Genomic DNA, 14857 nt, shown 5'->3' on the forward strand with positions numbered 1-14857 from the left:
CAATTTTCCCCGTTAGAACCTGACGAGGGCGCGGATCTCGCCTCTCGCTTCGGTTTTCTCCGCTCCGAACTCGCTGACGCCAGCGGCCGACACTTCATAACGCTCTCCAGCGAGAAGATTGAAGCCGGCCTCCGTCTTCAATGCATTGCGGTTGTCGCGTTCGCCCAAGAGACGGAAGCGATAATCCGGCATATCCGCAAAGCTCGCCGTCACGCTTTCGCCCTCACCATAGCGGCGAACCCAGGAAAGAGATAGATGCGGGCGAATATTCACGCCGCGAATGTTCATTTTACTGACCATCCGCATGCCGAATTCGCTTTCGAGTTGCGTCTCCTCGCCCTTTTCCACATTCAAGGACAGGTCAGATAGCCTGTTTTCCGCATAGGCGGCGCCTTTCGCTTCGCGGTAATTGAGCGCCGCAAACATTTCCGGCGCGCCCGGAACATCGCGGAAGCTTCTGCCGGCCTCAACACTCACGCCCAGCGCGCTGCCGTTCTTGTCGAAACCGGCGTAATTTTGCGGACCGACGGCGTAGAGCGGATCGCCGCCGGTAATGTCGGTTTTGCCCCAGCTCATCGCCACCGTCGCATAGCCGGCCTCGCCCAGGGGCGCGGCGCCGTAAAGCGTCGTGGTCGTCGACTTGAACGCCGCCGCAGACAGGGCGCCGTCAAGCGTCCCGTTGCCCTGCAGATGGGTCATGGAAAGGCCGAACAAGGCGCCGGATCTGGTTTCAAGATCGACGCCGCGGGCGAAGCCGGCCACATCGCCGGCGAAATTTGCGGCGAAGGCCGGGGCCGCGCTGCCGCCATTGAAATTCGCGGACCAGGCCGTGGCGCCTTTTGTCGACTTGGCGCCTTCGGAGAAATTGAAACCGAAGGTCGTCGGCGCTGCCTGGTTCGACTTGCCGGCGCGGAAACTCATGAGACGCTGCTCGGTCGCCGTCACGCCGGCGTCGAGCGTCGCGCTCGTCATTTCAATGTTGCCGGTCGAAAGCTCCGGCGTGATGCTTTCAACGGCGCCAACCACTTGCTCTTCTTCGGGCAGCGATTGCAGCGTAGCGATCGTCGTCTCCACACCGCCTTCTGCGAAAGAGGTCGCGCTGTCGAGCGCCGCGGCGAAAGACGACGCCGTCGCGCTGGAGCCCGACATCAGACTGGAGATCGGCTCGACATGGACCCTCACCGCATATTGGTGAGGCCCATAGCCTCCTGTAAAGGAGCGCAAGGCGGTCGGCTCGGGCAAAGTGATCGTATCGAAGCCGCCCTGCAGCCCGTCTACGCCCGGAATGGTGACAATCTGAGGAGGAATACTGGGTATGACGACGGTAAGGTCATCGGTGCCGGTCCCTGCGACCACCTCATAGGTCGTCCCGTCAACATAGGCGCCTTCATTGGCAAGCACATTGAGCGCGCCGCCCGCCTGGATGACGTTCGTGCTGGCGAACTGCCCCACGCTTCCGTCAGCGAAGACAGACGTGGTCAGCTGGCTTGCAGCACTCATCGCAACGCCGCCATTGATTCTGAGGACGCCTTCAAACACGTCGGTCGTCCCGCCCAGCGCGCCGGGGTTGTAAAGCGTTGTCACCCCAGCGCCGCTCTTGGCGAAATTCTCGAAACTCTGGCCGGAAACATTCCAGCTATGAGCGCCAACGAAATGCAAGGTGTCGCTTCCCGCGCCGGCGGAGATCGACCCGGAAATGCTCGAGCCTTCCTTCACGATAAGCGTATCGTCGCCATCGCCAAGCGTGATCGCTGTGCCGCCGCTGGCGTTGATCGTTCCGGCATTGGTGACGACATCGTTCCCGTCGCCCGACGAAATCCCGACAGTGACCTTTCCATTCGTATAGGACGCTTTATCGTTTTGATCGATCTCGCCATACTCGCAAACCGTGACCGCGGGAATAATCGTCACGCCGCCGATGACCAAAGCGGGCGTGTCGATGTAACAATAACTGCCCCTCGACGCGATGGTCGTCGCCGTGGCGCTCGGCGTCGCGGAGACAGTGATTGTTCCGTTGTTAACGATCGTATCGGCGCCAGCGCCGGTGACGACGCCGTAAGCTTTCGCATACCGGGCGTAAGCGCGCGAATAAGACTCGGCGTCTCCATCCCGTCCGCTGCCATAGCTTTCGGCGCTCGCCTTGGCGTAAGGGTCGGACACAGCGGTGATATGGCCGTCATTGATGATGGTGTTGTCGCCATCGCCGGCGTGAACGCCATAAGCCGCCGCATCATCTGCATAAGCATAGGCGTCCGTGAAAGCGTCGACGCTGAAGGAAAACCCGCCGCCGGATTTCGATCTCGCCAGGGCGCGATTGGCTTCGGGCTGGCTGCGCACGCTGATCGTTCCCGAGTTTTCGATCCGATCGTCGTCAGACCCGCTGCGCACGCCAAAGGCGCGGACATCATTCAGCTCCACTCTCGCATAGGACCTTGCGTCAGGGTCGATAACGCTTATGCCGACAGCGTTCGCCGCAGCGGAAGACGCCCCTTTCGGTTTGTTCAACACGCGAAGCAGGCCGGTATTCACAAAGTCCAGCGCGCCGGAAAGGCTTTCGACGCCGGTCAGCGTGCTGCTGTTGGCGTAGGCGCGCGCATCGGCGCTCGCATGACCGTTAATCACGGAATTGCCGTTGCCGGTCGCGGCGGAAGACGAGAAAGCGAAGGATTCGATCTCCAAATCGCCGTTGTTCACAACATTATGCGAGCCGTCGCCGAGACGCACGCCGCGCAAGGTGGTGTAGGAATGAGCGCGGGTGTAGGCCTTCGCATCGGTGCCGACGCCGGCCGTCACGCCGTTCGCTGTCGCATCCGCCCGCGCAAGGCCGCGATAGCTGCCGCGGTCGCCGAAATAAGTAAGCTTGGCGTCTCCGTCATTGATAACGGTCGTGCTGCTTTCCGCATCGTAAAAGAGAGTCCCGTAACCGTAGTTTCTGCTGGTCGACCTGGCCCGGCCGCTGGAGAAGATCGCGTAGCTCGAAACCGTATTGTTCGACCGCGTGCTGTTCGTGACTTCGCCGGTGATGGTTCCGGTGTTGATCAGCGTGTCCACGCCATCGCCGCCGTAAAGCCCGATCGCGTTGGCGCGCGCCTTGACTTCGGCGGCGGAACTCGTTGTGCCGACCGCGGCGCCGGCCGCGCCCGACCCGGTGGTTTTCGACTCTGAACTGACATAGAGGACGCCGTCATTACGCAGCAGGTCATTGCCCGCTTCGCCGAGAACGCCCCATGCTTCCGACCTTGCAAAGGCCGCATTCGTGCCGTCCGCTGCGCCGACGCCTGCGAACTTGGTGTTCGTCATCGAGATATTGGAATAGCCATAGGCGTTCAGCGCGCCGGCGATGGTGATGACGTCGTCATTCGCGCCGCCATTGGCGCCCCTTCCATAGGCCTCAGCCCCCAGCACCGAAGCGCTGCCGTTCGACGCGCCCAAGGTGGCGTTGACATCGCTGTTCATGGTCAGCCGGGCGTCAGCGATGCTTGTGATAGTTCCACCCAGATAGAGCTCGTCAAGACCTGCCCCGCCAAACACGCCGGTCGTTCTCGCCGTGGCGCCGACGGCGCCGCCCGCGCCTGAATAGCCGGCGAAAGAATACGCGCTCGAGCCGAATGTGCCGCGCGCATCGGAACGCGCATAGATCGTCCCGGTGTTGTAAAGCAGATCGTCGCCGGCACCGCCGTCCATGCCGTAAATATTGGTCGTTCCTTTGACATCGCCGCCGCTCGTCGCGCTGCCCGCCACGGTGAAGTTCGAGCCGCTCGAGGAAGCAATGCCGTTAATATCGAGATGGATATTGCCGTAATTATTGAGAACGTCGTTTCCGGCGCCGCCGGCCATGCCGGTTCCGTGGCCGCGGCTGCGCATCAAGCCGTTGGTGGCGGAAACGCCGGCGACGTTAAAGCTGCTGCTGCTCGCGCTGATCGTGGCGGTCGCGGCGATATTGATGTCGCCATCGACGTCATTGACGAACGCGTCGTCCTCGCCGCCGCCATTCATGCCGACGCCGGCCACGGTCGAATAGAGACCGGCGTTGATTTTCGATGCGCCGGCGATGACCCGGCTCCTGGAATTGGCGCTCGTCGTCGAGGACAGGTCGATATCGATCTCGGCGTTGTTGACGGCCATGTCGTCTCCGTCGCCGCCGGAAATCCCGACTGCGCTCGCCAGAACATCCGTTTCCAGCGAGGCGCCGCCGTCGGCCCCGGCGACCGCGACGCTGGTGCGGCCGACAGAGCCGTTCGCCGTGCCGTTAAGATCGAGCCGCCCGGCATTGAATATCTCATCATCCCCCGCGCCGCCGCCAAGGCCGTTGGCGGCCGCTTCGGTTTTGCTCTCGGCGAGGCCCAGAAGCGCGCCGCCCGCCGTCACTTCCACATTGTAAGCAACGCCCACTGCGGTCGCTGTCGAGACGCCGACGCCGTAATTCTGGATATCGTCATGACCCGCGCCGCCTTCGATAATCGAGGCCCGCGCCGTCGCATCGGCGCCGGTATCGCCTTTCGACGCTCCAAGCAGCGTCACCGAGGTGTTTACATTGCCGCCGGCGACTGTCGATACGGACGTAACGGCGCCCCGGTTCACAATGTCATCGTCGCCGCTTTCGCCATCGAGACCAATCGACGTTGCATCGAGCTTCGATTTTGCGTCAACGAGTCCGGCGCCCGCAACGACGACGCCGACCTGGCTCGCCTCTCCCGTCGCCCGCGAATTGCTGATCACAACGCCCGCATTGTCGATCGTATCGGCGCCGTCGCCGCCGAGAACGCCCGCCGCCGATGCGTTCGCTGTCTGATTACCGGAGGCGGTGTCGACATTGGCGCCGGCGAACGTGACGTCGACCCCGTTGCTGTCAAGGCTCGCGCGCGCTTCGCTGTCGAGCGTTCCGCTGTTCGACAGAACGTCGCTGTCGGCGCCGCCGTCAAGTCCCGCCGCATCGGCGTCGCTTGCGCTCGACACCGAGCCGATGCTGGCGCCGGCGAGCGTGATGCGATAGCGGCCCACATCCATGTCGGCGTCGGCGTAGGTGTTCAACTCGCCGGTGTTCGACAAAATATCGGCCCCGTCTTCGCCGCTAAGGCCGCGGGCCGTCGCCTCAGCGACGGGATCGGCCTTCGCGCTCGAGGCCCCGATCAGCGAAACCGAGGTCGCTCCGGCAATCGCGTCCGCGTCGGCGTTGGCGTCGCCATCGCCGCTATGGGTCGCCATGTCGCTCCCTGCGCCGCCGCTGAAGAGGCTGGCGACAGCCTTCGCCGCCGGTCCGGTTTTGACAAAAGACGCGCCGGCGACATCCGCCGCCGCGCCGTCATTACGAGCGTCGGCGTTCGAAACAATCGTCCCGACGCCGCTGATCACGCCTTCGTCGCTATCCTCGCCGCCAAGATAGCCATAGCTGGAAGCGAGAGAACTCGTCGCCGCGTCCGCAGAGTCCGCGAAAGCAGCGCCGCCGAGCGTCACCGAAACATCGGTCGAGCGTGCATTCGCCGTCGAGGTTGACGAGAAATCGCCGCCGAGGGCGAACATGTTGTTTCCGGCGCCGCCGGCGAGAGCCGCGGACCAGGCGTCGGCCTTGGTCGTCACATCGGCGAAAGAGGCCCCGACCAAATTCACCGCAACCGACGTGCCCGTAACATCTGCGGAAGACGTCGTCGTCAGATCGCCGGCGCTGGAGAGGAAATCGTCGCCGTCATAGCCGAACACCCCGTAAGCGGTTGCATTCGCCTTGGTCGACAGGTCGCCGAGCGTGCCGCCGATCAACGTCACCTGCACCAGTTCCCCGGACACGTCCGCCAGAGCGCCAGAAAAGATTACGCCTGTGTTAAAAAGCGCATCGTCGCCCACGCCGCCATCCATCCCGTAGCTATAAGCATTGGCTACTGTATTGACATCGCCGATATTCGCGCCGATCGGATTGACCGCGACGGAGGGGCCAGACCCGAATGCGTCCGCCATCGTTTCGATATAAGCGGCGTTCAACAGTTCATCGGATCCGGAACCGCCGAACAGGCCGGCCGCATAGGAGGTGGAATTCGTCTCCGCGATAATCGCCACGCCGCCGAAACCAGTATACTGGCCATTGACGCCGACGCTGACGGTGGACGCATCGGCGCGCGACGTCACTGTCAATGACCCCGCCAGATTCCTGACAACGTCATTCTCGCTCTCGGAAAGCGTCGTCTCGTCGTCGTCTTTGAGACCCGCAGCGTCGCCGCTGAGACCCACGGCGTCGCTATTGGCGATCGTATTGGCGCTGACAATCGCGGCGCCGGCGGAAACGCCGGTCGGCGCCACGTTGATATTCACAGCGACGGACGCGTTTGCCGCATCGGCGTCGGAATCGATCGTTATCGATCCGGCGTTTTCGACCGTGTCCTGGCCTTCGCCGCCATTCATGCCGAGCGCCATGGCGTCGGCGTTCGTATCGGCGAGAAGACCCGCCGCCCCTGCTGCAAACCCTGCGGCGACGCTGCCGCTCGCGGCGACGCCGACCGTATTGGCGTCGGCCGTCGCATCGGCAATCATCACGCCTTCATTGAGAAGCGTATCGGCGCCCGCGCCGCCTTCGGCCCCGGTCGCGTTCGCATCGGCGTCAACGGACGTATCGGCAATGGCGCCGCTGACCGCAGCGCCGATCATGGAGCCGCCAAGCGCGACATTGACGGTTTCGTTGCGCGCCTTCCCGGTCGCATCGACATCGACCTTGTCTGCGTTCGAAAACTGGTCTTCCCCGGCGCCGAGATCGACAGCGGTCGCATCCGCGTCGCCATGCACGCCGGCGCGAGACAAAGCGGCGGAAAGCCCAACGCCGACGCCAGGAGCGCCGACAACGGCGGAAATGCTGACGCCCACGCCGGTGGAGTTGGCGTCGGCGAGCGCATCGGCTTTGATCTCGCCGTACTTTTCTTCCTCGTCGCCGTCTTTGCTTAAAGCACCGCCGTCATTGACGACGACGTCATTATCATCGCCGGTCTTGATAGTCGTCGCATTGGCGAGAGCGTCCGTATTGTTGTCGACCAGAGAGGCGCCGATGGCGAGGCCTTTTGTCGTGCCGCCAACCCCGACGCTGACATCGGTCGAGCGGCTCGTCGCATCGGAATCTGCGAAAAGCACGGCGCCGTTCATCACCGTGTCGGAGCCCGTTCCGAAGCTGAGCAATGTCGCGTCCGAATCCGCAATCGTCGAGGATTTCAGCACGCTGACGCCGACGCCCACGCCGACATTGGTGACCGCGCCGCTGACGCCGACGCCCGTGGAGGTCGCTTTCGCATCGGCGGTCGCGGACATGTCGGCAAGTCCGGTGAAGACGTCGTCGGCTTCAAAGCTGATCAGCGCCCCGGCGTCCGCCTCGGCGCGATTGTCTGCGTAGATGATCGGCGCGGCGATGGCGAGGCCTGTCTTCGTGAAAGCAAGATCAACCGAGACGGACGTGCGTGTTGACGTCGCTGTCGCATTTGCGTCGATTTCACCTGTGCTGGTGAAGCTGGCGTCAGCGTCGAGATCGTCGAGAATGCGCTCAACGCCGAAGGCGCGCGATGTCGCGGTCTGCTCCGCCTTGGCGAGCCCGCTCGTGAGCGATAATCCGGCCGCCGTGTTGACGGTGACGTCGACGCCCACCGATGTGGAGCTTGCATCTGCAATCGCCGTGGCGTCGATCGTCCCGGCGTTGTCGACCATATCCGTTCCAAGCCCGTCCCGAATGCCGGTCGCGGCCGCATCGGCAAGGATGTTCTTGTCGACGATGGCCGCATTGATGCCGCCGCCGGTATTGATGAGGCTGAGCCCCACCGTCACATCGGTGCTGGTCGCGGCGGCGTCCGCGACGCTGGTCAGATCGCCGTTGTTTTGAACATTGTCGAACCCGTCGCCGGCGTCGATGCCGTCGGCCTGCGCTGTAGCGCTGGTCTGGGAGAAGATGACCGGAACCTCGATCTGCAGCGCCTTGTCCTCGACCGCCATGGCGACGCCGACTTCCGTCGAGCCCGCTTCGGCGTCGGCGCGGTTGATCACCACGCCGTCATTGACGATGTCGTCGTCTTCCGCGCCGCCGGAGAGGCCGACCGAATGCGACACCGCATTGGCGGCGCTGTTGACGACCGTGGCGTTGACGCTGAACGGTTCGTCGGGCCCATCGCCATCGGGCGCCAGATCGAAAGTGGAGACAGCAACGCCGACCGTGTTCGATCTGGAATTCGCCGTAATATCGATCAGGCCGGTATTGGCGATGTCGTCATAGCCCGCGCCGCCGCGCACGCCATCCGCAAAAGCCGCCGCATCGCTGCTGTAGTCCAAAAGCCCGACGCCGAAGGCGCTCAGCGCCTGATGGGCGAGCGTGAGTCCTTTGGAAGAGCCGACGCCAAGTTTTTTAACGTCAAAGACTTCGCTCAAAGGCACGCCGATACTGACGCTCGCCACATCGCTGTCCGCCGTCGCCGTTCCGGTGATGTCGCCCGCATTGGTCAGCCTGTCGGCGCCGCCGCCAAGTTCGGCGCGGTCGTCGCCGCGCAGGCCGACGATTTCCGCAATGGCGCCTTCCTCGACATATTCTTCGCTCTCTTCCGGATTGAAATGGTCAATGACCGTCACGACCGCATCGCTGCTGATGCCGCCGTCCGAGACGACCAGTCCGAACTGGTCGAAATCGGCGAAAGCGCTGAGATCGATGTCGCCTTCATTGGTCACGCGATCCGCGCCGAGCCCGCCATTCATGCCTGTGGCGACGGCGAGGGAAAACGAACTTTCCTCCGACTCCGGCAACAGGCTGCTTGGCGGCGAAAGCTCTTTGACCTGAGCGCTGAGATCGGTTTCCGACAGCGTCGACGTCGCATTCGCCGTCAGCTCGCCCTCGTTCAACAGAATGTCATTGCCCCGCCCGCCATCCATGGCGGCGCTGATCGCGCTGGTCTGCGAGGCGTCGGGAACGCCGCCCAATTGCACGGCCTGGAGCGTTACGCCGAAGATGGAAATGTCGCTGATCGCCGTTGTCGTGATTTCGCCGCCCAGCGCATTGGTCAGATAATCCGTATAACGGTCGCCGCCCAAACCGATCGCCAGTGCTTTGCTTGTGCGCAGCGCAGACGTCAGATCGAGACCGGCGAGATTGACCTCGAAATCCCGCCGCGAAAACTCCGCGGTCGATCCAACCGTCAGCAAGCCGGAATTGGTCGTTCGCGAACGCCCGCGCGTGCTGGTGAAGCCGAGCGCCGACGAATAGACATTAGAGCCAAGCGAAAGCGGGATGAGATCGTCATCCGGTTCGCTGCGGTTGGGAAAATCGAAATCCGTCTGGTTCGCCGTCACCTTCGCATCGACGACCAGAATATCCTCAAGCGCCAGCGTATTGGCCCCGTACCCGCCTTCAACGCCGAAAACATCGACTGTCGTTTCATCCACATCCGGAAAGAAATCGAGGAAAGCCGAAAAACCGCCAAGCCCTGAGAAACTATTGTCCTTTTCGACAAAGCCGCGCACATCGCTGTCGCCGGTCAGGGTGACGCGATCATTGCCAAAGTCGGCGTCAACGCCGATGACGAAAAGATTAGGCGTCAGGCCGGCGCTGTCCGTGGATTCCTGAACATCGATCGTGACGTCGGAGAGCGTGCGATAATCGGAACGGCGGCTCAGCTCCTGCGCGGTTTCTTCGACCGTCTCTTCCGCATGAGCGGCCGGCATAAACTGCGAAAGGGCCGCAAGCCCGCTTGACGCTAAAAGCGCGCGCCGCAGGGCGCGCCGGCGTGCGGTGTTGTCGACAGTCGTTTTCATGAACCTCTCCCCAGAAGCGTCATTGGCGCGCGAGACCCTCCCAGCGCGCGGGGCAAGGTGCGAGGATGCGGGCGCCGCCTCAATGGTGGAATCACACCATATGGAGAGCGCCTCGTGACAAAATCACATTGCTTTGCAACTTTTAGGAGCAATCGCCGAAGCGGCGCTAATTCTGATTGGCGCCTTCAAGCAAACCGTCGCGCAAGGCGCGCGCGAGCAGCGCCGCCGCGGAATGCACGCCAAGCTTGCGCATGATGCTGGTGCGATGCTTGTCGACGGTGTTGGCGCTGATCCCAAGACGCTCGGCAATGACGGCGTTGGTCTCGCCGCGGGCGATGCCGAACAGGATTTGCCGCTCCCGGCCGGTCAGGGCGTCCTTTCCAGCCCGGTCATTGACCAGTTTTCGCACCGAATCGCTGATTCTGCGCTCGCCTTCGCAAATCGCCAGGAAATCGCCGGCCCAGCCCGACGCATCGCCGGTCTTCAGGAAAACGCCATCGACGCCGCTTTCATAAACATGCTGCAACATGGAGTTGGAGTTCATGCCGGTAATGACAGCGATCTTCGTTTCCGGACTCCAGCGGCGAACTTCTTCGATCACCTCGACGCCTGTCGCCTGCGGCATGGCAATATCGAGCACGACCAGATGAGGCCGAAGCGACTTGACAAGCGTCACCGCGGAGACCCCATTATCGGCTTCGCCGACCACCTCGAACTCAGCCGCGTTTTCAAGGATGCGCCTTATGCTGTGCCGCACAAGCATATGATCGTCAGCGATCACGACAGAATACGTCAAGACGCTCAGCCCTCCGCCCATTGGCCATGCTGAAATGTCTTTACATAATTTTTGCGGCTTTGGGAATTGCCCTGCTGGCTTTCCCGGAAGCTGAGGCGCAAGACCGGAGCGTGATCGTTCAGGCCGGCGCGCCGGCCGGCCGCATCGACGATCATGTTTCCTATTTCCTTGAAACGGGAAAAAAGCTGTCCCTTAGCGATATTCAAAAGCCTGAATATCAGGCGCGATTCGAACCGACAAAAACCAGCGAACCGGACTTCGGCTACACAAATAAAGGCATCTGGTTGAAAATAGGCGTGCGGAATGAAAGCGCCAGGACGCTCGACCTAATTCTCGTCATGCACACGAATTTCATGCACGACATGACGATCTGGAAAGCATCCGATGACGGCGCAGAGATCATCCTCAACCAGGATGTTCACTCGCCGTTCCGATCCCGGCCCGTGGATTATCACGAACTGGCGGCGCCATTTACAATCGAACGCGGAGAGCGAAGCGTTTTATATATCCGCTACACCTCAGAGGGGAGCACGGTTCTGCCCGTTGCGTTGGAAACCCCGCTCAGCTTCGCAAGCACGGCCGCGCACCGCATCACGGTGGACTTCGCTTTTTACGGCGTCATGGCGATGTTTATCCTGGTCAGCTTCGTCGGACGCCTGTTCTGGAAGAACCCCACTTTTGTTGCATATGCAATTTACGCCGGCAGCGTCCTTCTCTATCTGCTGCAGCGGGACGGCTACGCTTTCCAATATCTCTGGCCGAATGCGCCGGTATGGAACAATTTTTCATCCTTGCCTGTCGGCGCGTCGCTCGCCATCTTCGCCGCCCTCTTCACAAGGGTCTATCTGCAGACCAAGTCGATACATCCGATCATTGACAAGATTCTCATCGGCATCATCGTCATGCAGATCGCCATCGTTGCTTCAGCGCTGATTATCGGCCCTGCTGAAGCAAAAAAGGCCGCCGTTTTAACGACGACCCTGGCCATCATGATCTTCCTGTCTATCGGCATTGTAGCCTATCGCAAATATGGCGGGCGCACGTTGTTTTTCGTTATCGGCTGGCTGGGCGTGCTGTGCGCGTCCTTCGTCATGACCATCGTCCACTGGATCAATGTCGACATCAGCCGGGCGGCCTCTTTGGACATCATGCGCGTCGCTATGGTTTTCGACGCCTTTATGATGGGCCTCGCCAGCGTTTTCAGCATTGTCGATTTACAGCGCGACCGTGAAAAACTGGATCAGGAGCGCATCGCGGCGCTCGACACAAACCTTCAGCTTCACAACCGGCTTGCGCGCCTCGAACAAAAGCACCATCTGGCCCAGACCATTGCAGAGACCAACAGTCAGCTCCTCGTAGACACCACGCATGATCTTCGCCAGCCCCTTTACGCCCTGCGCGCAGCCATGAGCGAGGTTCTTGCTCAAAAGGCCCCGGGAGAGCGGATCTCAGAGATTGAACATTCGCTCAATTATATGGAAGAGCTTGTCGAAGCCGCACTTGAAAAAGCCATCGAGGAAGACGAGGCGGGACGCAAGAACGACGACGCCGAGTCAGAGGCAATCGAACTCAACAAATTCTTCTCCGCCCTCGAAACCATGTTCGAAGCGGACGCTGAAAAACAGACAGCCGATTTTAAAGTCATGCCGACGACCCTCCGGATCGACGGCCGGCCGTTTCCGGTGCTGCGCATTATGACGAATTTCATCTCGAATGCGATCCGCTACGCCCCCGGCGGGCGTGTTCTGGTGGGCGCGAAACGGCGCGGCGACTATCTGTCCCTTGAAGTGCACGACACTGGCGAGGGCATGTCGGCGGAAGAGCTTGCCGCTATAAGGCAGCGTTACGCACGCGGCGCCATGGCGGAAGAATCCGATTCTGGCAAAGGCGTCGGGCTGTCCATCGTTGCGAAACTGGCGCGGGAAGAAAATCTGAAATGGACGCTGGAAAGCTTCAAGGGCTCGGGCACGGTCGCCAAACTGCTCGTGCCGCTCGCGCGGATTGATTAAGCGCGCCTTATCACTCAACCCAGTCTTTCTTGAGGCGCGGCGCCGTCAGAAACAAAAGCGCCGCCGCGATGAAATAAAACACCGTGCCGCAAAGAATGGCGTAGCGCAGGCTTTCATCGCCAAGGCGCGCATTGAGCGCGTCGGAAATCGCGCCTATGGCGAGATTGCCAAGCCCGATGCCGATCAGATTGTTGATGAAAAGGAAAATCGCCGAGGCCGTCGCGCGCATATTCGCATGGGCGAGATGTTGAAACGCCGTGAGAACCGGTCCCAGCCAGACAAGGCTCAGCGCCTGAATGACGAGAAAGGCCGGAAAGGCGATCCACAGGGAGTGTGTTGTGACGCCCGCCAGGAAAAACGGAATGGTCGCAAGAAACGCGCAGGCCGGCACGAAAGCGTAAGTCCCTTTGCGGTCCTTGCCGAAATGGTCCGCCATGGCGCCGCCGAACCAGATTCCGGCGAGCCCGCCGATCAAAAGGATCGCCGCATAAAAATAAGAGGCGTAAAGCAGCGGGCCGGGATTGGCGGGCACGAACGCATCCGGCATCCAGGCGAAAAATTCCGGCAGGGCGTCGCCGTAGCTTCTGACGAAAAAAGACGGCAGCCAGAAGATCAGGCCGTAGCCCATCATGGAGGAGCTCGCCGCGCCGAGCGACAGGCCCCAGAAGCTCGGCTTGGCTATGATCGTGCTGACGACATCGCCGATAGACGCCGGCCCGCGCGGCGCGCCCGCCCGGTCAAGTCCGCCGCGCGTCGGTTCGCGCAAGGTGAGACGGAAGACGGGAACGATGGCGAGCCCGGCAAGACCGACAATGATGAACGCTTCGCGCCAGCCGAGATAACTCGTCAACACGCCGCCCAGAAGAATGCCGAGCGCCGAGCCGATGGGAATGCCGAAAGAATAAATGCTGAGCGCGCGGGCGCGCTTTTCCTGCGGGAAATAATCGGAGATAAGCGAATAAGCCGGCGCGACGCCGCCCGCCTCGCCGATGCCGACGCCGAGCCGCGCCAGGAACAGATGCAGGAAGCTCTGCGCGAACCCGCAGGCCGCGGTCATGGCGCTCCATATGGCGAGCGCGCCGGTCATGATCCAGGTCCGGCTCGACCGGTCGGCCAGCATGGCGATGGGGATGCCGAGAAACGTATAAAACAGCGCAAAGGCGAGCCCGCCCATCAGGCTCAATTGCGTGTCGGTGAGCGCCAGGTCGGCTTTGATCGGCACGGCGAGAATGCCGACGATCTGGCGGTCGATGAAATTGAAGGTGTAGACGACGACCAGCGCAAACAGCACATAAGCGCGGTAAAACGGGCTCGGCGCTTTCATTTATTCCGGACCCTCTTCACCGTTTGCGGAAAGACTTTCCAGAAATTCGATTGCGTCTGCGACTGTCTCCTCAGGCGCCTCCTCCTGTGCGGCGTGACCGACGCCGGGATAAGTAATGAGCGCGGCGTTGGGCATCTCCGCCTGCATGCGCCGGCCCTGCTCTATGGGGATCACGGCATCGGCTTCGCCCCAGAGGATGAGCGTCGGCGTTTCGATGTCTTGCAAGAGCGCTGTCGGGTCGGGCAGCGTGAATTCTTCGAGCGACTTGATCATCGCCTCGCCGTTGCCGCGCCGGCGCATCATGGCGCGCATGGTCTTGAGGCGTTCGGTCGTCAGCTTTGAATCGTCGCCGTAAATAATCTTTGCGCTCGCCGCGACGCCCGCTTCCGGCGCCGTCATCAAATAAGCTTTCATCGCCGCCGGGATTTCCGCCGGCTCGTCGCTGACGCCGTTCAGGGAATAAACGCCCGGCGAAATCAAGATCAACGCCTGAGCGCGGTCCGGATGATCATGAGCGAATCGCCAGGCGGCGAGCCCGCCGAGCGAATTGCCGACAATGACTGCATGCTCAACGCCAAGGCCGTCGAGCACGTCGCCAACGAACGCGGCGCGCTCTTCGGGCGCATAGCGCTCCTTCGGGTCGGGACCGGTGAGCCCGTGACCGAGAAGATCGTAGCGAATGACGCGATGGGTCTTGCTGAACGCTTTCGCCCAGCCGTCCCAGGTTTCAAGACTGTGAGTGAAGCCGTGGATAAGCAGGATCGGCGGCGCGCCTTGTGGCCCTTCTTCGCGCACGCGTACGCGCGCGCCGGCGATCTCGACAAAACGGTCGGCGGATGTTGCGTAACGGCTTTCAAGCGCGGCGGGGGAAAGGCCGGCGCTTGCGCGCCAGACCAGTACGCCCCCTGCTGCAACAACGAGCCCCGCGACAACGGCAAGGCCGATCAAAATTTTCTTCACGGGAATGCGCCC

At 61.8% G+C, this 14857-nt stretch carries 5 protein-coding genes; 1 reads left to right on the plus strand and 4 read right to left on the minus strand.

The genetic code is table 11. The annotated features are described in order from the left end of the window. Nucleotides 1–12: 12 nt before the first annotated feature. Both CW354_RS00295 and CW354_RS00300 read right to left on the minus strand, forming a co-directional pair. Nucleotides 13–9756 carry an autotransporter outer membrane beta-barrel domain-containing protein gene (locus tag CW354_RS00295; protein ID WP_104828055.1) on the minus strand — a complete coding sequence of 3248 codons (9744 nt, stop codon included), beginning with the start codon at nucleotides 9754–9756 and terminating at the stop codon, nucleotides 13–15. 166 nt (nucleotides 9757–9922) lie between these two features. Beyond that, the gene (locus CW354_RS00300; protein WP_165793448.1) at nucleotides 9923–10552 is read right to left on the minus strand and encodes a response regulator; all 630 of its coding nucleotides are present in this window, start codon (nucleotides 10550–10552) and stop codon (nucleotides 9923–9925) included. A gap of 110 nt (nucleotides 10553–10662) precedes the next feature. Between CW354_RS00300 and CW354_RS00305 the strand changes: the two genes are divergently transcribed. Continuing rightward, entirely contained in the window at nucleotides 10663–12561 is a 1899-nt protein-coding gene (locus tag CW354_RS00305; RefSeq protein ID WP_165793449.1) for a sensor histidine kinase, read from the plus strand. Between the two features lie 10 nt (nucleotides 12562–12571). Here the strand turns inward: CW354_RS00305 and CW354_RS00310 are convergent, their stop codons facing one another. Next, nucleotides 12572–13885 (minus strand): spinster family MFS transporter, encoded by a 1314-nt coding sequence (locus CW354_RS00310; protein ID WP_207764591.1) that lies wholly within the window; start codon nucleotides 13883–13885, stop codon nucleotides 12572–12574. Beyond that, nucleotides 13886–14845 (minus strand): alpha/beta fold hydrolase, encoded by a 960-nt coding sequence (locus tag CW354_RS00315; protein ID WP_165793450.1) that lies wholly within the window; start codon nucleotides 14843–14845, stop codon nucleotides 13886–13888. Nucleotides 14846–14857 lie beyond the last annotated feature (12 nt).

This window comes from Hyphococcus luteus, from assembly GCF_002943565.1.
Lineage (GTDB): Bacteria > Pseudomonadota > Alphaproteobacteria > Caulobacterales > Parvularculaceae > Hyphococcus > Hyphococcus luteus.